Origin of the sequence: Agrobacterium sp. 10MFCol1.1 (genome assembly GCF_000381165.1) — a bacterium.
Classification (GTDB): Bacteria; Pseudomonadota; Alphaproteobacteria; order Rhizobiales; family Rhizobiaceae; genus Agrobacterium; species Agrobacterium tumefaciens.
This window is the reverse complement of record NZ_KB906077.1, coordinates 48,952-68,728: the sequence shown is the minus strand read 5'-3', so window position 1 is coordinate 68,728 and position 19,777 is coordinate 48,952. Positions and strand designations below refer to the sequence as shown.

The following is a 19,777-nucleotide window of genomic DNA, read 5'->3' as shown; positions in this document are numbered from 1 at the left end:
ACCCTGACAAGCTGTGTTTCCCGTTTCACATGTTTTGTTTTTATGAGTGAACCGTGATGATCGGAACGTATCGGCAATTATCCAATGATTCGCGGAAGCTTGGCTTTTTTCTACTTCTTACGCAAGACACTACTAAAAAACCCGTCGATGCCGCCGAACATATCCGGCGTTGTACGAAGATCGCCTTCAGCAGTGACGGCGGCTTCCATTCCTGGCCAATCGTCCTTGCGAACGGCAACACGCTCGAAGTCCGGGTTTTCCGCCAGGACCTGTGCAATCATCGCTTCCCCTTCAGAGGGATCGAGCGAGCAATTGGAAAACACCACAATGCCGCCGGCTCCCACCAGCGTGAGCGCGTGTCGCAACATCTGGCCCTGAAGAGCGGCAAGCTTGGCAATATCATTCTCGTCCTTCGTCCAGCAGACATCGGGATGTTTACGCAACGTGCCGGTAGACGAGCAGGGGGCATCCAGAAGAACGGCGTCGAAAAGCTGTTCCGGCTGGTACTTCAGCATATTGGCTTCAACGGTTTCGGCGTGAAGACCAAGCCGGTCGAGATTTTCCCTGAGGCGGCGAAGACGATTGCCGGACTGGTCCAGGGCAATCACCTTCGCGCCGGCAAGCGCGAGCTGGGCAGTCTTGCCGCCAGGAGCTGCACAGAGATCGGCAACACGTTTTCCGGAAATATCGCCCATCAGCTTCACAGGCATGCTGGCCGCGAGATCCTGAACCCACCACGCACCCTCGGCAAAGCCTTCAAGAGCGGGAATCTGGCCTTCAAATTCACCGAGACGGACACTGCCATTCGGCAAAACCGTACCGCCCAGCTTTTCCGCCCAGACAGCCGGATCGGTCTTCACCGTGAGATCGATGGAAGAGGGCGTCAGCTGCGCTTCGGAAATCCGTTTGGCAACCTCATCTCCGTAAGCCGAAACAAGCCGAGCGTAGAACCAGTCCGGTAGCACGGGCACATCCGCGATCGCCTTTTCGATTTCTGCTTTTTCCCGGCCCAATCGCCTGAGGACGGCATTCACCAGCTTGGCAAAACGCCTGTTGCGCGGATCGCGGTGTGCCTGTTCCACGGCAAGATCGACCGCAGAATGATCGGGGACATCAAGGTAAAGCACTTGCGCTGCGCCAACGACAAGGACGTGATGAAGCGACCGGGCGCCCTGCGGCAACGGTCCGTCAAGCAGCATCGACAAGGCGGCTTCGATACGCGGAAGGTGGCGAAGCGCGCTGTTGACGATCGCTCTCACCAGCGCCCGGTCCGCAAGGGATAGCGCGCGATAGACGGGATTGCCGTTTTCGCTGTCCAGCATACCGTCCAGCGAGGTTTTCTTTTCCAGAACGGCCGCCAGAATGCGGGTTGCGGCAACGCGTGCAGCAAGGCCGGGTTTATCCTGGAAAGACGAAGGGCCGTCTTCGCGGCCCCTTGCATGGTCCTGTCCCGGTTTTTTGGACCGCGACGGCTTATTTTGAGTATCGGATGTCAAGACCACGGTCCCTTGCGCTCGTTTTCTTTGCCTCGTCCCCAGCCCGTATTGGGAACGGAGCCTGATTTGCGCTGAGGTCTATCACCCGATGGCGCTGGCGTCGATCCTCGCGGGGAAAACTCCTGCGCCATGGCGTGAAGTGCCGCCACCCGGTTTTCCGTATTCGGATGCGTAGAAAACAGATTGTCCATGCGCTCACCGGACAGGGGATTGATGATGAACATATGCGCCGTCGCCGGGTTACGCTCCGCATCCTCATTATGAATGCTCTGCGCCATGCCCGAAATTTTCTGCAGTGCCGAAGCAAGCCAGAGCGGATTGCCGCAAATTTCCGCGCCCCGTCGGTCGGCAGAATATTCCCGGGTACGGCTAATGGCCATCTGCACCAGCATCGCGGCGAGCGGCGCCACGATCATCGCAACCAGTACGCCGATAAAGCCCAGCGGATTATTGTTGTTTTCACGATTGCCACCAAAGAAAAACGCGAAGTTGCCGAGCATCGAGATGGCGCCTGCCAGCGTCGCGGTCACAGTCATCGTCAGCGTATCGCGGTTCTGCACATGGGCCAGCTCATGCGCCATGACACCAGCCACCTCTTCAGGGGTGAGGCGCTCTAGCAGGCCCGTCGAGGCGGCGACAGCGGCATTCTGCGGGTTTCTTCCCGTCGCGAAGGCGTTCGGCTGCGGGCTGTCATAAATATAAACCTTGGGCATCGGAAGATCGGCATTATGCGAGAGATCGCGGATCATGTGGAAAAATTCAGGCGCATTCGCCTCATCGATCTCGCGTGCACGATAGGCCGACAGGACCATCTTGTCCGAATTCCAGTAGGAGAAAAGATTCATACCAGCGGCAATAAGCAAGGCAATCATCATGCCGCCCTTACCGCCGATCAGAAAACCGACACCCATGAACAATGCCGTCATGAAGGCCAGAAGCATTGCCGTGCGCATCATGTTCATATGTCAAATTCTCCTTGTTGCCACTCAGGAAATATTCCGGGGTTTATAAAGCCCATCTGTTTATATAATCTGGTGAACGGCAAACATATTTCAATATCCCGTCATAGGGAGGATTACTCATGCAGGATGCGGATAATGACAACGGCGCGGAAATGCTCAAGCGGCTTTCGCCGGCGGCTGAACGTGCGTTGAAGGAAGCGGAAGAACGGCGCAAACAACAGGCGGATCTTCAATTGCCGCAGGAAACCGGCGGTCGCGGCGGCGCGGAACCTGTTCGTTTCGGTGATTACGAAATAAACGGCCGCGCTATCGACTTTTGAGCACCACGGCATAAAAATACCCGCTAAACGCGGGTATTTTATCAATTAAAACAGATACTTGCTTATTTTTGCTCCAGAAGCCGGCACACGGCTTCCAGCTGCTCTAGCGTGCGGTATCCGATGCGGATTTGTCCCGATCCGCCTTTGTGGCTAATCTTCACGTCCAGACCGAGAGCATCCGACAGGCTGCGTTCAAGCGCGACCGTATCGGAATCCTTCTCAGCCGAAGGCCGCTTCTCCAAGACGTCACCCTGCGACTTTATGTCGTTTTGCGCCAGGCGCTCGGCATCACGCACCGAAAGACCCTTGGAAACGATGGTCCGAGCCAGACCTGACGGATCGGAAGTGGAAACAAGCGCGCGCGCATGGCCAGCGGAAAGCGAACCGTCCGCCAACATGTCCCGAACCGGATCGGGAAGTTTCAAAAGACGAAGGCTGTTAGCAACATGGCTTCGGCTCTTGCCGATGATTTCACCGAGGTCGTTCTGGGTGTAGCCATGTTCGGCGATCAACTGCTCATAGCCCATCGCTTCTTCAAGCGGATTGAGATCGGAACGCTGGACGTTTTCGACGATAGCCAGCTCCAGAGCCGTGCGGTCGTCTACATCCCGAACGATGACAGGAACGTCCGTAAAACCGGCCAGCTGCGCCGCGCGCCAGCGCCGTTCACCAGCGATTATCTCGTAACGGTTGACGCCAATCGTTCGCACGACCACAGGCTGAACAATCCCGTGCTGACGAATGGATGAGGCAAGATCCTGCAACTCATTTTCGTCAAAGTGTCGACGTGGGTTTCTCTGGCTGCGAGCGATGAACTCGATCGGGATGGCGCGATCCGCACTAACGGCGCGCTGCGGTTCACCCACCGGCACAGGCTGATCCATTTCGCCGATCAACGCCGCAAGACCGCGTCCGAGTCGACGCTTGGAAAGATCATCACTCATAAGATATTACTCCATATAGTCCGGCAAAACGTCAGGCCGCCTTGCGCAGACGCTCTCTCTGGATCACTTCGGACGCCAATTGCAAATAAGCCTGGCTGCCAGCGCATTTCAGATCATAAAGAATTGCCGGTTTACCATAAGACGGCGCTTCGGAAACCCGAACATTGCGCGGAATGAGAGTGTGGTAAACCTTTTCTCCCAGATGCATCCGCACATCGGAAACCACCTGCTGCGCAAGATTGTTGCGCGCATCGAACATCGTGAGAACGATACCCTGAATATCAAGCTGCGGATTGACGGAGCCGCGTATCTGGCTAACCGTATCCAGCAGCTGGCTGAGGCCTTCCAGCGCAAAGAACTCGCACTGCAACGGTACCAGCACCGAATGGGCGGCGGTCATGGCATTCATCGTCAAAAGATTAAAAGAGGGCGGGCAATCTACCAAAATATAGGAATAGTCTCTGGCTTCCTGCGTCTCCATGGCGGTACGCAACAGAAAGACGCGGTTGGCAACATTTGCAACCTGCATCTCAAAGCCCAGAAGATCCATCGTTGACGGGACGATATCGAGGTTCGGAACTGCTGTCGGAACCGCAACTTCGGCAACGTTATGATCACCCACCAGAAGATCATAGGAAGAAAGCTTGCGCTCTTTGCGGTCGATTCCCAATCCTGTGCTGGCATTACCCTGCGGATCAAGATCAATGATCAGCACCCGCTCACCAATAGCCGCCAATGCAGTAGCCAGATTGATGGCCGTCGTTGTTTTGCCAACACCACCCTTCTGGTTTGCGACTGCGATAATCCGGTTTTTTTCAGAAGTCATACCGCACCTGACCAGCTCGTCAGTGCCTCTTAGTGAGGTTACTGATTTCAAGAACAACAGAATCTGCCTCAATGGCACTCTGGTGTTTTATCAGATCAAACTGCCAGCGGCCATGCGCTTTCTGCAGTTCGGATTCATAATCCCTGCCTTTATTGAAATATGCCCTGAGATTTGGATTATTCTGCGCCCACGGGTGAATATATTCGAAAAGTAAATTCATCTCGGCGAGGGCTCTCGCCGAAATCGCATGGCAATTTTCAACGGTTTCAGGCGCTTTTTCGATTCTGACTGGATGAACCGCGCCTCTTGCGCCGGTTTCCTTCAGCGCAATTCGCAAAAACGCAGCCTTTTTATTGTTGCTCTCAACCAGATCGACCCAACCATCACCCAGTTCCGCGAGAAAAATCGCTGTAATGACGCCCGGAAAACCGCCGCCGCTTCCCAGATCAATCCATTTTTGCGGTTGAGGGGCGAGCTGAAATATCTGTGCACTGTCCGCGACATGCCGGCTCCAGAGCTCAGCGAGAGTCGAAGGCGCAACCAGATTTGTGGTTTTGTTCCACTTCTTGAAAAGCTCGACGAAATGCTCGAGCCTCTCCTGTGTTTCACGTGAAACACTCTGGCCGTTTATCTTCATGGTCCGACTCGCTATTGGTGCATGCGCAATTTTTCACTTCCCGATGCGGAGCCTTTCCGCAGAAGTGCGAGAAGCAGCGATATCGCAGCAGGTGTCATACCGTCAACACGCGCAGCCTGGGCAATGTTCTCTGGACGTGCCTTTTCCAGCTTTTGTTTCAGTTCGTTGGAGAGACCGGACAAAGACTGAAAATCGAAATCATTGGGGATTTTTCTCTCTTCATCTCGCTTGATATCGACAATATCCGCGCTTTGGCGCTGCATATAGACAGCGTAACTCGCTTCGATTTCCAAAACCTCAGCGACCTTGGTATTAAGCGCCCGTAGCTCCGGCCAATGAGTGGTAAGAGTTTCCATCGTGATATCGGGGTAGGCGAGCATTTCATAAACCGAACGACGTTGACCGTCCTGGTTGAGTTTCAATCCCTGTTTAGCAGCCTGGGAGGGACTGATGGAAATGCTCTTCATCAGCTCGCGACCCCGATCCAGATCGGAGATAAAATCTGTGAAGCGTTTTTGGCGGTCATGACCGATAATACCGGCCATCTGACCGACAGGCGTAAGTCGCAGATCAGCGTTGTCAACGCGAAGTGAAAGCCGATATTCGGCTCTCGACGTAAACATTCGATAGGGTTCGCTGACACCCTTGGAGGTGAGATCGTCGATCATCACACCGATATAGGATTCGGTACGACTGAAATGAATAGGGTCTGCATTGCCTGCATATAGCGACGCATTCAACCCGGCAACCAGACCCTGGGCGCCCGCCTCTTCATAACCCGTCGTGCCATTGATCTGCCCTGCCAGGAACAATCCCGGAATTTTCCGGCATTCCAGAGAAGGCTTCAGCTCACGCGGATCGACATAGTCATATTCAATCGCGTAGCCGGGCTGAATGATGTTGACTTGCTCAAGGCCGGGGATGGTGCGGATAAACTGCTCCTGAACTGAGGCAGGAAGCGACGTCGAAATTCCATTTGGATAAATTGTGTGGTCATCAAGGCCTTCTGGTTCCAGAAATATCTGATGACCGTCCCGTTCACCGAAGCGTGTAATCTTGTCTTCAATCGACGGACAATAGCGCGGACCAACACCCTCGATCTGTCCCGAATACATCGCTGACAGATGAATATTATCCTGAATGATCTTGTGTCCGGCCGGCGTCGTTCGGGTTACGCCGCATTCGATCTGTGGATTGACAATGCGATCCGTCATAAAGGAGAACGGAACGGGATCTTCATCGGCCGCTTGCCGATCCACAGCGTTCCAATCGATCGTGCGACCATCAAGCCGGGCAGGGGTGCCAGTCTTCAGCCGGCCCATAGCAAGGCCCAGACGGCCAAGCGTTTCGGAAAGGCCAAGAGACGGTTTTTCACCAACCCGGCCTGCGGGAATCTTTTCGGAGCCGATATGAATAAGGCCGCGTAGAAAAGTGCCGCTCGTCAACACAACGGCACCACAAGGAATCCGGCTACCGTTTTCCATGATTACGGCGCAGACCTTATCATCCGCCATTTCAATATCGAAAGCATCACCTTCAATAATGCTAAGGTTTTCAATCGCATTGATTTCCCGTTGCATGGCCTCGCGATAAAGTCGCCGATCAGCCTGCGTGCGCGGCCCGCGGACGGCGGGGCCTTTTTTGCGATTGAGCATACGGAATTGAATTCCCGCTGCATCAGCAACCCGGCCCATCAAACCGTCCAGCGCATCAATTTCGCGGACCAGGTGTCCTTTACCGAGACCACCGATTGCCGGGTTACAGGACATCACCCCAATAGTCTCTCGCTTATGGGTAACGAGAGCGGTTTTAGCGCCATGTCGTGCAGCGGCGGCCGCAGCTTCGCTGCCGGCATGTCCACCACCGATAACAATGACATCAAATGACTGGTGCATATCCCTGCGCCTTATCCCAAATCATCGGCTTTGCCGTATTGGCCACCAATGTTTCACGTGAATCATTTTCCTATGCAGAATTCCGAGAAGATCACGCCCAGCAAATCTTCGACATCGACGCGGCCAGTAATGCGTCCAAGCGATGTTGCTGCGAGTCTCAAATATTCCGACCTTATCGCAAGGTCCATGGTCTCGGAATTGAGCGCATCACTAACATAGTTCAGCGTCTCTTCAAGTCGTTTTTTGTGCCGGGCGCGGGCAGGGACCAATGTCTGCGCAACACCAACCCTGCTTTCAATCTCTCGCTTGATCAATAAACGCAATTCGTCGAGACCGGTGCCTTCCCTGGCGGAGATGGCGAGATCAAAAACAGCGTCAACTGTAGAAGAGGAAATCGCGGTTTTTGTCCGTAGATGCAAATGGCGAGCATTTTCCAGCGAAATGATGGATTGTTTCGGAGTCGAATCGTTATCTTGCAATATCAAAATAAGATCCGCGGTTTCCGCTGTCAGAACGGCCCGCCTCACACCTTCCTTTTCGACCACATCCTGCGTCTCCCGAATTCCGGCCGTATCGAATATGCGGACCAGGTAACCGTCGAGATTAATATCAACGCTCAGCACGTCTCTGGTCGTACCAGCAATGTCAGTGACAATAGCAACGTCACGGCCGCTCAGAGCATTAAGAAGCGTGGACTTGCCAGCGTTAGGCTCCCCTACCAGCGCCACCTTGAACCCGTCACGAATAATCTCGCTGCTTCCGCCGTTCTGGAGATGGCTGATGATTTCACTATGAAGTTGCATCATCGCGTCCCACACCTGCGCGGCAACGGAATCCGGCACATCTTCCTCGTCGGCGAAATCCAGCTCTGCCTCGATCAGGGCGCGAGCACGCGTCAACCGGCCTGCCCAGCCATCGTAGAGCGCTGACAGCTTACCAGTGCTCTGCTCAACCGCCAGACGCCGCTGCATCTCCGTTTCAGCCTGCAGCAGATCCGCCAGACCTTCAATTTCGAGAAGATCCATCTTGCCGTTTTCAAACGCACGGCGGGAGAACTCGCCGGCATCCGCAGGCCGAAATCCTTCGAGCAGTTCGAGCTCGGCAAAAATTGATGCGACAACCGCACGGCTGCCGTGGCTGTGGATTTCGATGCAGTTCTCACCCGTAAAGGAATTTGGTGCAGGGAAAACAATCATCAGCGCCTGGTCGATGATCTCATTGTTTCGGTTTCGAATCGAACATAGAACCGCCTGCCGCGGTGCTGGAAGGTCACGACCGGTCAAAGTGACAAAGGCTTCGAACGCGCCGGGCCCACTGATCCTGATAATTGCGACGCCGGCCGGCAATGCTCCACTGGAGAGCGCATAAATGGTATCGGCGGAAGCTGGCATCATTCACCTCGGTTAAAACAGTCAAGCCGCATCCGAATGAACGGATGCGGCTTTAAAGCTTTGTCGATGGAACCGGTAAAACTCCGGATCAGGTATTCATCGATTCGAAGAAATCCGAATTGGTCTTGGTCTGCTTCAACTTGTCGATCAGGAACTCGATGGCATCCATCGTTCCCATCGGCGCGAGAATGCGGCGAAGCACGAAAATCTTCTGGAGATCCTGACGCGGCACGAGCAGGTCTTCCTTACGTGTACCGGACTTGAGAATATCGAGCGCCGGGAAGATACGCTTGTCAGCGACCTTACGGTCAAGCACGATTTCCGAGTTACCCGTACCCTTGAATTCTTCAAAGATGACTTCGTCCATGCGGCTGCCGGTGTCGATCAGCGCAGTCGCGATAATCGTCAGCGATCCACCTTCTTCGATGTTACGTGCGGCACCGAAGAAACGCTTCGGCCGCTGCAACGCGTTGGCATCCACACCACCGGTCAGGACCTTGCCGGAAGACGGAACGACCGTGTTATAAGCTCGGCCGAGGCGGGTGATTGAATCGAGGAGGATGACGACGTCGCGGCCATGTTCGACAAGGCGCTTCGCCTTTTCGATGACCATTTCGGCCACCTGGACGTGGCGTACAGCCGGTTCGTCGAAGGTTGACGACACCACCTCACCCTTGACTGAGCGCTGCATGTCGGTGACTTCTTCCGGACGTTCGTCGATCAGAAGGACGATCAGGTAACATTCTGGATGGTTAGCCGTGATGGAATGCGCGATGTTCTGCAAGAGAACAGTTTTACCGGTACGCGGCGGCGCGACGATCAATCCACGCTGGCCCTTGCCAAGTGGCGCGACCAGATCGATCACACGCGACGACAGATCCTTCGATGTCGGAAGCTCCAGCTCCATCTTGAACCGCTCATTCGGATAAAGCGGCGTCAGGTTATCGAAGTGAACCTTGTGACGGATCTTTTCAGGATCGTCAAAATTGATCGTGTTGACCTTGAGAAGCGCGAAATAACGTTCGCCTTCCTTGGGTCCACGGATCGGCCCCTCGACAGTATCGCCGGTCTTCAGAGAGAAACGGCGAATTTGCGAGGGCGAAATGTAGATATCGTCCGGACCCGGCAGATAATTTGCATTTGCGGACCGTAGAAAACCGAAACCGTCCTGCAGGACTTCAACGACGCCTTCGCCGATAATTTCGATGTCCTGGCTCGCGAGAACCTTGAGGATTGCGAACATAAGCTCCTGCTTGCGCATGGTGCTCGCATTTTCAACTTCCAGGGATTCAGCAAAAGTTAGCAAGTCGGTAGGCGATTTGCTCTTAAGTTCCTGAAGCTTCATTTCAGCCATGAAGGAAAGACCGTTTGATAATGTAATGTCGGGGGAGGGCGTGTTCGCGAATCAGATGCTGAGGGAGAAGCCGCAGATGACTGAATAATTCACATGCCACGAGATGAGTGGTCCGAAAATAGCGATTGAATAGGGCTACTGCAAGAGGAAAGCACGAATTCCGCGAAATTTATCGTTGCGACCTCTTAACCGAAGGGTTTCACAACCACAAGTATGACTATGAGGATCATCAGTACCGTCGGAACCTCGTTCATCAACCGCCAGTGACGGGCAGGCCTGATATTTTCATCCCGGGCGAACCGTTTGGCACTGCGGGTGAAATAGACGTGGGCGATGGTTAGTAGCACCACCAGTGCGATTTTCGCATGTAGCCAGCCGCCGGAAAAACCATAAACCGACCATGCGAGATAAAGCCCTAATATCCAGCTGATCATCATCGCCGGGTTCATGATGACCTTGATCAACCGCTGTTCCATCACCTTGAAGGTTTCGGATTGCTGCGAACCGGTGGGTGCATCGGTGTGGTAAATGAACAGGCGCGGCAGGTAAAAAATCGCCGCCATCCAGGAAATCACCGCGATGATATGAAGCGCCTTGATCCACAGATAGAGATCGGCCGGATCGGCGTAAAACAACAGCGCGACAAAAGCGGCAAAGACACCAAGCGCCATACCTGCGCGAAGGGCGGCCCTGTTTCCTGAGCGGGCGGAGGTCTGCTTCTCTCCGCTCATGCCCCGGCTCCGCCGGCACGCACCCGCTGCACCAGCCTTGCAACGTTTTCAGGATCGGCCTGCGGCGTGATGCCATGGCCGAGATTGAAGATCAGCGGGCCCTGTCCCAGAGCCTGCAGCACAGCGTCGATACCGTCCTCCAGAGCCTTGCCACCCGCCACCATCAGCATGGGGTCCAGATTGCCCTGTACCGGGCCTTCCTTCTGCAAGTCCCTTGCGAAACCGAGTGGCACCGACCAGTCGAGCCCGATGGCGTCTGCGCCCGTTTTGCGGCGATAATCCTTCAAAAGATAACCGGCCCCCTTGGCAAAGGCGATGATCTTCGCGGAGGGGCGGCGAGCGCGCACCGAAGCGATGATACGGGCGACGGGTTTTACCGCATATTCCTCGAATTCCTTCTCGCCAAGCACCCCGGCCCAGGAGTCGAAAACCTGCACCGCATCGGCCCCGGCATCAATCTGCGCCACAAGGTAGTCGGCGGAAACCTCAGCCAGCAAGGCAAGAAGCTTTTCCATGGCTGCCGGCTCCCGATAACCGAACAAGCGCGCCGGCGCCTGATCAGGTGTTCCGTGGCCGGCAATCATGTAGGTTGCAACCGTCCAGGGCGCACCACAAAAACCGAGAAGCGTCGTCTCATCCGGTAAGGTCTGGCGCAAGCGTGAGACGGTTTCGAAAACGGGCGAAAGATGCGCAATGACATTGCTCGCATCCAGCCTGTCGATGCCATCCGCGTCGATCGGATCCATGGCCGGACCCTTTCCCTCGCTGAAGGAAACATTGCGATCAAACCCATCCGGTATCACCAGAATATCGGAAAAGAGGATAGCTGCATCAAGACCGAACCGGCGAATGGGCTGAAGGGTCACTTCGGTTGCCAGTTCGGGATTATAACAGAGATCGAGGAAACTGCCGGCGTTCTTTCGCGTTTCCCTGTACTCCGGAAGGTAACGCCCTGCCTGCCGCATCAGCCATATGGGCGGAGGTGTGACCGTCTGCCCGTTCAACACCTTTAAAACCTTACGCTCGCTCATGCCACCCAACTTCCAAAAAATAAAATCTAAGAGATTTAAAAGATTTTCTATTTCTTAGAGTCGGTGAGTAGCAAGGATTAAAATCTTTCCAGTCGATATGCCGCAGTCGGGTGTAAGCGCCAATACCTGAACACGGCATTTCATCGCTTCATGGCAATAAATTGGATAATAGATATTTATATAATATTTTCAGAGATTTAAGTTATATCCTTTGAAGCCGTTGCCTGTGGATCATCTGTGGACAGTTTTGAACAAGTTCAGAGTTTCCAGACAATTCACAGGCATGCCTGATAGCAAGGACGCCACTTGCGGATTGTGGAAAAAACCCACTTTATCCACGAGGCGGCTCGGCCCGCGGAACAATTCGGAAGTTTGTCCCGGTTTATCAACAGCGAGAGAAAAACAGCGTGGAGAACAAAAAAAGTTTCTTCCATTTGCACCTGATTTCGGACTCAACCGGAGAGACTCTCATGTCGGCCGGTCGTGCCGTCTCGGCGCAGTTCCACGCTTCGATGCCGGTGGAACATGTTTATCCGATGATCAGGAACCAGAAGCAGCTCGCCCAGGTGGTGGATCTGATCGACAAGGAACCGGGCATCGTTCTTTATACGATCGTGGATCAGCAGCTGGCCGAGTTCCTGGATTTGCGCTGTCACGCGATCGGGGTGCCCTGTGTCAACGTGCTCGAACCGATCATCGGCATTTTCCAGACCTATCTCGGCGCACCTTCGAGACGGCGGGTCGGGGCGCAGCACGCGCTGAACGCGGATTATTTCGCGCGGATCGAAGCGCTCAATTTTGCGATGGACCATGATGACGGGCAAATGCCGGAAAGCTATGACGAAGCCGATATCGTCATCATTGGGATCAGTCGAACGTCGAAAACACCGACAAGCATCTATCTCGCCAACAGAGGCATAAAGACCGCCAATATACCGGTCGTTCCAAACGTGCCGTTGCCGGAAAGCCTTTATGCCGCCACCCGTCCTTTGATCGTTGGTCTCGTCGCGACATCGGACCGCATATCCCAGGTTCGTGAAAACCGGGAACTCGGCACGACCGGCGGATTTGACAGCGGACGCTACACGGATCGCGCCACCATCATGGAAGAGCTGAAATATGCGCGTGCGCTCTGTGCCCGTAACAATTGGCCGCTGATCGATGTTACACGCCGCTCCATAGAGGAAACGGCCGCGGCAATCCTTGCCCTTCGCCCGAGGACACGATAATCCGGATCGCACCATTCGGAGCAGATAGTCGATGAAACAAGAGTTGATCCTCGCCTCGTCCAGCGCATCCCGTCAGATGTTGATGCGTAATGCGGGGCTGACCTTTTCGGCAATCCCGGCGGATATTGACGAGCGCGCGCTCGACGAGCAGCTGGAAAAAAATGGCGCAAAGCCGGAAGAGGTTGCGCTGGAACTGGCCAAGGCCAAGGCGCTCGCGGTAAGTGCCCTGCATCCGCAAGCACTCGTTCTTGGATGCGACCAGACGATGGCGCTCGGTGCCCGGGTGTACCACAAGCCAAAAAACATGGCCGAAGCCGAAGCACATCTGCTCTCATTATCCGGCAAGGTTCATCGCCTGAACAGTGCAGCCGTTCTTGCCCGCGGCGGTGATGTCGTATGGCAGACGATTTCCAGTGCCGAGCTTTCGGTGCGAAATTTGAGCGCCGAATTCGTCTCCCGCCACCTGCAACGCGTGGGTGAAAAGGCCTTGAGCAGTGTTGGTGCCTATCAGCTCGAGGGCGAAGGAATCCAGCTATTTACTTCGATAGAGGGGGATTATTTCACCATTCTTGGCCTGCCGCTTCTGCCTCTCTTAATGAAACTGCGCGACATGGATGTCATCGATGGCTGATTCACGTGAAACATTAACTATAAACGCCTTCGTTGTCGGTTATCCGATCAAGCACTCCCGGTCACCGATCATCCATTCCTACTGGCTGAAGAAATTCGGGATACCCGGCTCCTATAAGGCCATTGAGGTTGCCCCCGATGACTTCCCCGATTTCATCACGGCACTAAAGGAACAGCGACCTGGTGCAGCGGTGGGTGGCAATGTCACCATTCCGCACAAGGAAGCGGCCTTTAAGTTGGCGGATAGTCCCGACGAGCTGGCGGAGGAACTGGGTGCAGCCAATACCGTCTGGATGGAAGAGGGCAGGCTGCATGCCACCAACACGGATGGCTATGGCTTCGTTTCCAATCTCGATGAGCGCCATCCCGGATGGGAGAAAACCGACCGGGCGGTCGTGTTCGGAGCCGGCGGTGCAAGCAGGGCCGTCGTTCAGTCGCTGCGGGACCGCGGCATTGCCGAAATCCATGTCCTGAACCGCACGGTCGAACGTGCCCGTGAAATGGCCGACCGTTTCGGTGCACGGGTTTTTTCTCATCCTCAAGGCGCGCTTCATGAAGTCATGCAGGACGCCGGGTTGTTTGTGAACACGACATCGCTGGGTATGGACGGAACGGAAGCGCCCGAGATTGATTTTTCGCCGCTCGCTGCAAGTGCTGTTGTAACCGATATCGTCTATGTGCCGTTGAGAACCCCCATCCTCCAGATGGCGCAGACACAGGGTATTGCGACGGTCGATGGGCTTGGCATGCTCCTTCATCAGGCAAAACCCGGCTTTAAAAAATGGTTCGGCAAAACGCCGGAAGTTGATGACACTCTTCGTTGCCTCATCATTGAGGATATGGAGAAACATTGATGATCGTCATCGGTCTCACCGGCTCGATCGGAATGGGAAAAACGACCACGGCGAAACTGTTTGCCGCGGAAGGGATACCGGTTCTCGATTCTGATGCGGTTGTGCACGACCTCTATTCAGCAGAAGCCGTGCCGATGATCGAAGCCGCCTTTCCGGGCACGACCATTTCCGGCACGGTCGACCGTCTTGAACTCGGTAACATCCTCAGGGAGAATCCGGCTAATTTTAGCAAGCTGGAAGCAATCGTCCATCCGCTTGTTCGTGAAAGACAGGAAGCTTTTCTCCGTAAGGCGAGAGAGGAAAATCAAAATTTCGCCGTTCTCGATATCCCGCTACTGTTTGAAACCGGCGCGGAAACGAGGGTCGATAAAGTAGTCGTTGTTAGTTGCGCGCCGGAAATACAGCGCCAGCGGGTTTTGTCCCGTCCCGGCATGACGGAAGAGAAATTGGAATTGATATTGGCCCGGCAGATGCCCGATGCCGAAAAGCGCCGACGCGCCGATTTTATCATCGATAGCGGAAATGGTGTCGAAGCTGCGCGGGATCAGGTAAGAGAAATTCTGCAGAGACTAAGTGCCGGTTCGGGCAACGGAGAGAAAAATGCGTGAGATCATTTTCGATACGGAAACCACAGGCCTTGAATCGAAACTGGACCGCGTGATCGAAATCGGCGGAATCGAGCTCAACAACCATTTTCCGACCGGCCGCACGTTGCATATTTATATCAACCCGGAAGATCGCAAGGTTCACCCGGACGCGCTTGCGGTGCATGGCATCACCGACGACTTCCTGAAAGACAAGCCGAAATTCGCCGAAGTCGTCGACGAAATCCGCGAATTTTTTGAAGGTGCTCGCTGGGTGGCGCATAATGCGACATTCGACATGGGTTTTATCAATGCGGAATTTGCCCGCCTCGGCATTGCGCCGGTCTCATCTGAATTGGTGACGGATACGCTTTCGCTTGCACGCCGCAAGCACCCGATGGGTCCGAATTCCCTCGACGCACTTTGCCGGCGTTACGGGATCGACAACTCCCACCGCACCAAACACGGCGCGCTTCTCGACTCCGAACTGCTCGCCGAAGTCTACATAGAAATGATTGGTGGGCGCCAGACAGCGCTCGGTTTCGGTTCCGGCTCCAAACAGCAATCGGTCACTATCGAGGATGATGATGTCCCGAATGAGCCGTTGCAAAGGCCCCATCCTCTACCATCAAGACTGGATGCGGAGACCATCGCGGCGCACGGCAAGCTCGTTCTCGGCATGGGCGACAAGGCGATCTGGAACCGTTACCAGAATTAAGTGCGCTGGCGCTTAGATGCGCCGTTGAAAAATGACGAGAACCGTCAAATGAAAAACCCGGGCGATGAACCCGGGTTTTGTTTGGTCTGAACTCTAAAAAGAGCGGCGTCGCGTGCAATTCAGTTCGGTACGGCCTGAACCTTGGCTCTGGCCTGTTCCTCGGCAACGCGCTGCGAAAACATCTGCGCGAAATCGATCGGATCGATCATCAGCGGCGGGAAGCCACCATTGCGAGTGACATCGGCGATGATCTGGCGTGCGAAGGGGAACAGCAGACGCGGGCACTCAATGAACAGCACCGGCAGCATATGTTCCTGCGGGAAACCGGCAATGCGGAACACGCCGCCGTAAACCAGCTCGGCTGCAAACAGAACCTTGTCGCCATCCTTGGCTTCGGCATTCAGCGTCAGCACAACGTCGAAATCCGAACCCGAAATCGGGTTTGCGTTGACATTGACATTGATGTTGATCGACGGCGCATTGTCACGAGCCTGAAGCGAACGAGGAGCACCCGGATTTTCGAAAGAAAGATCCTTGATGTACTGGGTAAGAATGTTGAGGGAAGGACTAACTGCGCCCTGTGCGCCATTTTCAGCGGTCATTACGTTTCCTCGCGGCGTGATTTCGTGGAAGGCGGTCTATCATTTCGACTTGAGCCTTACAACCCTCGTGCTCTCGGCTCTCTAACCCTTTGCCGTGCTTCAGGGTTTGGGCAGGTTGCGATCATCCGGCTTTTGGGACCAGGGAGAATCCTTGGGCCCTTCGCGGTGAAACTCCTCTTCGTCGAGGTCCACGACCTTGGAGCTACCCTTATTTCCCTGACCATTGCTGAACCCGGAAAAGTCACCGGGTTGCGGCCCGGTCTGGCCGCCGGGTTGACCCGACTGGCGAAAAGAACCGGCCACGACGACGCGGGGTCCGAGGATATTCCAGAAAAAACGTCTCACCGTTTTCGACAGAAGCAGGAGACCGAGGATATCGGTGATGAAACCCGGGATGATCAGCAGGATGCCCGCCACGACGCGCATGGCGCCATTGACCAGCTCATCGGCAGGCTGGGCGCCGGTACGACCTGCGGCCTGAAGATTTCTCACCATGCCGATGCCGCCGAGCCGCAGGATCAGCAACCCCAGAAACGACGTGAACAGGACGAGCGCCAATGTCAGCCACAGACCGATTGTCTTGCCGACGATGATGAAACCGGCAATTTCCAGGATTGGCATCATCAGGATGACCATGGGGAGAAAGGAAAAACGCATCTTCTAGCCTTGCGTGTGCATCTCTGGCAGATTGCCGGTTCCCGAGAACACCGATGATTGAATCTGCACATTTGAATGATGATAAGATGCAGACTATATGATGTTCAGGTTTTTGAATTTAAATGGCGGTTTTGGTAAAAGATGGGCTTTAGCGACTTTATCACATTGTTTTTTCTCGTTGCAGCGGTGCTGATCTTTCTTCAGCTGCGCAGCGTTCTTGGTCGCCGAACCGGCAATGAGAAGCCGCCATTCGACCCTTATACGCCGCGCGATGTCGCGAAAGGCCCCGTCACGGACGATAACAAGGTCGTGACCCTGCCCAAACGCTCTGAGGCTGAGGACGAAAACCGCTTTGCCGAGGCGGATGCTCTGGCGCCCGTCGATACTGCCTTGAATACATCCCTGCGCGAGCTGATGACCAAGGACCCGACCTTCCGCCCCAAGGAATTCCTGAACGGCGCCCGCATGGCCTATGAGATGATCGTCATGGGTTTTGCCGATGGTGACCGCAAGACGCTGAAGAACCTTCTGTCGAAGGAAGTTTTCGACGGGTTCGAGGCGGCCATTTCCGAGCGGGAAAGTCGCGGCGAGGTGGTCAAGTCCACTTTCGTGGGAATAGAGAAGGCCGATATCACCCAGGCCGGTATCCGCGATTCCGAAGAGCAGATCACGCTCAGAATAGTCAGCCAGTTGATTTCGGCCACCTATGACAAGGATGGCAAGCTGGTGGACGGCGATCCCGATGCGGTTGCGGAAGTGGACGACATCTGGACCTTCTCGCGTGATGTCCGCTCGCGCGATCCCAACTGGAAGCTGATCGCCACTGAATCCGAGCAATGAATACGCCCTTTTCGTTCGAAGAAGTTTCTTTCGGTGATCTGCCGGGATGGCAGGACGACGATCCGCGTAAGCTGTTTCCGGCGATGCGGACGATCCTGTCACATCTTCGGAATTCAAAACCCTACAGGACCGGCGCGCTGGGTCTCACCGCCGGCGAACTGGCCTCGCTTCTGGAACTGGCCGATGAGGAACAAGCGGATAGTCCCCAGCAGGCCCGCCGGTTTTTCGAGACGAGTTGTGTACCTTTCAAAATTTCACCACCCGGCGGAAAACGCGGTTTTGTAACTGCCTTTTATGAACCGGAGCTTGAGGTATCGTCAGTCCGCGACGATGTCTGGAAGTATCCGGTCTACCGCCGCCCACCGGAGCTGGTGGATATCGACGACAAAAATCGCCCGAGCGGTTTTGATCCGTCCTATGCTTTTGGCAGAGAGGGCGAGGACGGCATTTCCTATTTTCCCGATCGCCGCGCGATCGACGAAGGATATCTGCAGGGCAGGGGGCTTGAGATTGCCTGGGCGAGATCGAAGGTCGATCTGTTTTTCGTCCACGTTCAGGGTGCTGCCCGTCTTCTGTTTCCTGATGGAGAGGTGAAACGTATCACCTATGCCGCTAAGGCCGGGCATCCGTTTTCGCCGATCGGTCGGTTGCTTCTGGATCGTGGGGAACTGGATCCGAAAACGATCTCGATGCAGACAATTCGCAAATGGCTCGCCGACCATCCGGATGAGGTGGATGGGGTGCTATGTCATAATCGCTCCTATATTTTTTTCCGGGAGGCTGATGTTGCCGGCCTGGATATGGGACCTATCGCCGCCGCCAAGGTGCCGCTGGTCGCCGGGCGGGCGCTTGCGGTGGACAGGCTCATCCACACCTTCGGTTTTCCCTTCTTTATCCATGCGCCGTCATTGACCCACCTGGATAATGGCACGCCCTTCGCGCGGTTGATGCTGGCGCTCGATACCGGCTCGGCCATCGTTGGCCCGGCACGCGGCGACATTTTCACCGGCTCGGGTTTTGAAGCCGGAGAACTTGCAGGCACAGTGCGCAACGACGCCGATTTCTATATGCTGTTGCCGCATGTTGCTGCGAAAAGGTATCGGCGATGAAGGGCAGTCGAAAGCTTGGCAAGGAAGAACGCATTCTGTGGGGTAAGGTCGCAAGAACAGCCCGACCCATCTCCGGCAGGCTGGAGGATTTGCTGGCTTTCGACGATATCGAGGAAGCCGCGGCGGAACCTGTCGTCCCGCAAACGGCAAACGCCGTCTTCCCTAGGATGCTCGCGGAGCCGGTGGACGTTTCGCCCTTTACGCCGGACAAGAAGCCAAAAATTCATCAACCGATGGAAAAGCCGGTTAAGCGCAAGTTGACGCGCGGGCGGTTGCCGCTGGAAGGCCGTATCGATCTGCACGGCATGTTTCAGAGCGAAGCCCATGCGGTTCTGCTCGATTTTCTATTGCGGGCGCACGAACGGGGCCTTCGGCACGTGCTCGTCATCACCGGCAAGGGTCGCTCCATCGGCAGCGATGGTGCGCTGAAAAGGGCCGTGCCCATGTGGTTCGCCAAACCGGAATATCGATACTTGATTTCATCCTATGAGGATGCATCCGCCAATCACGGCGGCGATGGCGCTCTCTATGTCCGTTTGGCGCGCCGCAAGGGTGAAAAATCATGACGCCCTTTGCAGAAGCCGTGCGGCTGCTTCGTGAGCGCAAGGGCGTGACACAGAAGGAGATGGCAGCGGCAATCGGCGTTTCCCCCGCTTATCTCTCGGCGCTGGAGCACGGCAAACGCGGCAAACCGAGCTTCGATCTCCTCCAGCGCATCGCCGGATATTTCAACATCATCTGGGATGAGGCGGAGGAATTGTTCTTTCTCGCCGGCTCCTCCGACCCCAAGGTGGCGATCGACACGGTCGGTCTGCCGCCGCAATATACGGCTTTTGCCAATCGGCTGGCGCGGGATATTCGCAAGCTGCCGCTGAGTGTGATAGAGGAACTGTCAGCGGTGCTACAAAAAAGCCGTTCTTGCGATTGAAACCCCTCTATCCCCTGCTTTATGCAGCGTTCTGAGGCA

The 19,777-nt window shown here is 55.2% G+C and carries 22 protein-coding genes; 10 read left to right on the top strand and 12 right to left on the bottom strand.

Annotated features, from left to right (window positions below; all coding sequences use genetic code 11):
* Positions 1-110: 110 nt before the first annotated feature.
* A complete protein-coding gene (locus F617_RS0115660; protein WP_026330889.1) occupies positions 111-1,496 on the bottom strand; it encodes an RsmB/NOP family class I SAM-dependent RNA methyltransferase in 1,386 nt (461 codons plus the stop codon).
* Complete coding sequence (gene htpX / locus F617_RS0115655) at positions 1,493-2,458, bottom strand: zinc metalloprotease HtpX (protein ID WP_013637008.1); 966 nt, start codon at positions 2,456-2,458, stop codon at positions 1,493-1,495. The genes F617_RS0115660 and htpX overlap by 4 nt, the downstream gene beginning before the upstream one ends.
* Positions 2,459-2,577: 119 nt before the next feature.
* Here htpX and F617_RS0115650 point away from each other — a divergent pair, with 119 nt between their 5' ends.
* On the top strand, positions 2,578-2,778 hold the full coding sequence (locus tag F617_RS0115650) for a DUF1674 domain-containing protein (RefSeq protein ID WP_003516384.1): 201 nt from the start codon (positions 2,578-2,580) through the stop codon (positions 2,776-2,778).
* 62 nt (positions 2,779-2,840) lie between these two features.
* Here the strand turns inward: F617_RS0115650 and F617_RS0115645 are convergent, their stop codons facing one another.
* From F617_RS0115645 to hemE, 8 genes are all read right to left on the bottom strand, one after another.
* Positions 2,841-3,722 (bottom strand): ParB/RepB/Spo0J family partition protein, encoded by an 882-nt coding sequence (locus F617_RS0115645; protein ID WP_013637009.1) that lies wholly within the window; start codon positions 3,720-3,722, stop codon positions 2,841-2,843.
* A 31-nt stretch (positions 3,723-3,753) separates the two neighbouring features.
* Positions 3,754-4,548, bottom strand: a complete 795-nt coding sequence (locus F617_RS0115640) for a ParA family protein (protein ID WP_003516382.1) — start codon at positions 4,546-4,548, stop codon at positions 3,754-3,756.
* Positions 4,549-4,567: 19 nt separating this feature from the next.
* On the bottom strand, positions 4,568-5,185 hold the full coding sequence (rsmG, locus tag F617_RS0115635; protein ID WP_019565956.1) for a 16S rRNA (guanine(527)-N(7))-methyltransferase RsmG: 618 nt from the start codon (positions 5,183-5,185) through the stop codon (positions 4,568-4,570).
* An 11-nt stretch (positions 5,186-5,196) separates the two neighbouring features.
* A complete protein-coding gene (mnmG, locus tag F617_RS0115630; protein WP_026330888.1) occupies positions 5,197-7,080 on the bottom strand; it encodes a tRNA uridine-5-carboxymethylaminomethyl(34) synthesis enzyme MnmG in 1,884 nt (627 codons plus the stop codon).
* Between the two features lie 62 nt (positions 7,081-7,142).
* On the bottom strand, positions 7,143-8,474 hold the full coding sequence (gene mnmE / locus F617_RS0115625; protein WP_019565954.1) for a tRNA uridine-5-carboxymethylaminomethyl(34) synthesis GTPase MnmE: 1,332 nt from the start codon (positions 8,472-8,474) through the stop codon (positions 7,143-7,145).
* An 85-nt stretch (positions 8,475-8,559) separates the two neighbouring features.
* The gene (rho, locus tag F617_RS0115620; protein ID WP_013637014.1) at positions 8,560-9,825 is read right to left on the bottom strand and encodes a transcription termination factor Rho; all 1,266 of its coding nucleotides are present in this window, start codon (positions 9,823-9,825) and stop codon (positions 8,560-8,562) included.
* A gap of 185 nt (positions 9,826-10,010) precedes the next feature.
* Positions 10,011-10,556, bottom strand: a complete 546-nt coding sequence (gene hemJ / locus F617_RS0115610) for a protoporphyrinogen oxidase HemJ (protein WP_026330887.1) — start codon at positions 10,554-10,556, stop codon at positions 10,011-10,013.
* Entirely contained in the window at positions 10,553-11,587 is a 1,035-nt protein-coding gene (gene hemE / locus F617_RS0115605) for a uroporphyrinogen decarboxylase (RefSeq protein WP_019565951.1), read from the bottom strand. The genes hemJ and hemE overlap by 4 nt, the downstream gene beginning before the upstream one ends.
* Positions 11,588-11,994: 407 nt before the next feature.
* Here hemE and F617_RS0115600 point away from each other — a divergent pair, with 407 nt between their 5' ends.
* From F617_RS0115600 to dnaQ, 5 genes are read left to right on the top strand one after another with little or no spacing between them, the layout of a single operon-like run.
* The gene (locus F617_RS0115600) at positions 11,995-12,816 is read left to right on the top strand and encodes a pyruvate, water dikinase regulatory protein (protein ID WP_003516369.1); all 822 of its coding nucleotides are present in this window, start codon (positions 11,995-11,997) and stop codon (positions 12,814-12,816) included.
* Positions 12,817-12,847: 31 nt separating this feature from the next.
* Entirely contained in the window at positions 12,848-13,447 is a 600-nt protein-coding gene (locus F617_RS0115595) for a Maf-like protein (protein ID WP_019565949.1), read from the top strand.
* Positions 13,440-14,300 carry a shikimate dehydrogenase gene (locus tag F617_RS0115590; RefSeq protein WP_019565948.1) on the top strand — a complete coding sequence of 287 codons (861 nt, stop codon included), beginning with the start codon at positions 13,440-13,442 and terminating at the stop codon, positions 14,298-14,300. The genes F617_RS0115595 and F617_RS0115590 overlap by 8 nt, the downstream gene beginning before the upstream one ends.
* Positions 14,300-14,908, top strand: a complete 609-nt coding sequence (coaE, locus tag F617_RS0115585; protein ID WP_019565947.1) for a dephospho-CoA kinase — start codon at positions 14,300-14,302, stop codon at positions 14,906-14,908. Before F617_RS0115590 ends, coaE begins: the two co-directional genes overlap by 1 nt.
* Positions 14,901-15,602 carry a DNA polymerase III subunit epsilon gene (gene dnaQ, locus F617_RS0115580; protein WP_019565946.1) on the top strand — a complete coding sequence of 234 codons (702 nt, stop codon included), beginning with the start codon at positions 14,901-14,903 and terminating at the stop codon, positions 15,600-15,602. Before coaE ends, dnaQ begins: the two co-directional genes overlap by 8 nt.
* Before the next feature lie 119 nt (positions 15,603-15,721).
* Here the strand turns inward: dnaQ and secB are convergent, their stop codons facing one another.
* Positions 15,722-16,204, bottom strand: a complete 483-nt coding sequence (gene secB / locus F617_RS0115575) for a protein-export chaperone SecB (RefSeq protein WP_003516359.1) — start codon at positions 16,202-16,204, stop codon at positions 15,722-15,724.
* A 99-nt stretch (positions 16,205-16,303) separates the two neighbouring features.
* Positions 16,304-16,861 (bottom strand): FxsA family protein, encoded by a 558-nt coding sequence (locus tag F617_RS0115570; RefSeq protein WP_019565945.1) that lies wholly within the window; start codon positions 16,859-16,861, stop codon positions 16,304-16,306.
* Between the two features lie 141 nt (positions 16,862-17,002).
* Between F617_RS0115570 and F617_RS0115565 the strand changes: the two genes are divergently transcribed.
* Genes F617_RS0115565 through F617_RS0115550 form a run of 4 tightly spaced genes read left to right on the top strand, consistent with a single transcriptional unit; the run spans position 17,003 to position 19,738 of the window.
* Positions 17,003-17,701 (top strand): Tim44/TimA family putative adaptor protein, encoded by a 699-nt coding sequence (locus F617_RS0115565; protein WP_003516349.1) that lies wholly within the window; start codon positions 17,003-17,005, stop codon positions 17,699-17,701.
* The gene (locus F617_RS0115560) at positions 17,698-18,810 is read left to right on the top strand and encodes a murein transglycosylase A (RefSeq protein WP_019565944.1); all 1,113 of its coding nucleotides are present in this window, start codon (positions 17,698-17,700) and stop codon (positions 18,808-18,810) included. Before F617_RS0115565 ends, F617_RS0115560 begins: the two co-directional genes overlap by 4 nt.
* Positions 18,807-19,376 carry a Smr/MutS family protein gene (locus F617_RS0115555; RefSeq protein ID WP_013635178.1) on the top strand — a complete coding sequence of 190 codons (570 nt, stop codon included), beginning with the start codon at positions 18,807-18,809 and terminating at the stop codon, positions 19,374-19,376. Before F617_RS0115560 ends, F617_RS0115555 begins: the two co-directional genes overlap by 4 nt.
* Positions 19,373-19,738 (top strand): helix-turn-helix domain-containing protein, encoded by a 366-nt coding sequence (locus F617_RS0115550; RefSeq protein ID WP_003516346.1) that lies wholly within the window; start codon positions 19,373-19,375, stop codon positions 19,736-19,738. The genes F617_RS0115555 and F617_RS0115550 overlap by 4 nt, the downstream gene beginning before the upstream one ends.
* The last annotated feature ends 39 nt before the right edge of the window (positions 19,739-19,777 follow it).